The organism is Mesorhizobium sp. Arg314 (assembly GCF_053714275.1).
Window position 1 is genome coordinate 1 of record NZ_JBSKBP010000283.1, and the last position, 368, is coordinate 368.

Consider the following 368-nt stretch of genomic DNA (forward strand, 5'->3'; position numbering starts at 1 on the left):
TGGTCGGCGGATTTGACCCACTTGTATGGGGTGGGGTTTTCGTTGTGGGTTTCGATGAATGCGTCGATGTCGGCCTCCAGTTCTGCGGTGGAACGGTGTACGCCGCGCTGCAACTGCTTTCGCGTCAGCTCGGCGAACCACCGCTCGACCTGATTGATCCAGGATGCCGACGTTGGCGTGAAGTGAACATGCCAGTGTGGGCGGCGCGCAAGCCAGGCCTTGATCCTCGGCGTCTTGTGGGTCGCATAGTTGTCCATCACCAGATGCACGTCCGGCCCATCGGGCATTTCGGCGTCGATCCGCTTCAGGAAATCGAGGAATTCGGTGGCCCGGTGACGCTTGTAGCACTGACCGATCACCGCCCCGGT

At 60.9% G+C, this 368-nt stretch carries 1 protein-coding gene; it reads right to left on the reverse strand.

What is annotated here, in order from left to right:
- On the reverse strand, positions 1-368 hold a 368-nt coding region (locus tag ACWGS9_RS35505), incomplete at both ends, for an IS630 family transposase (RefSeq protein WP_454509520.1).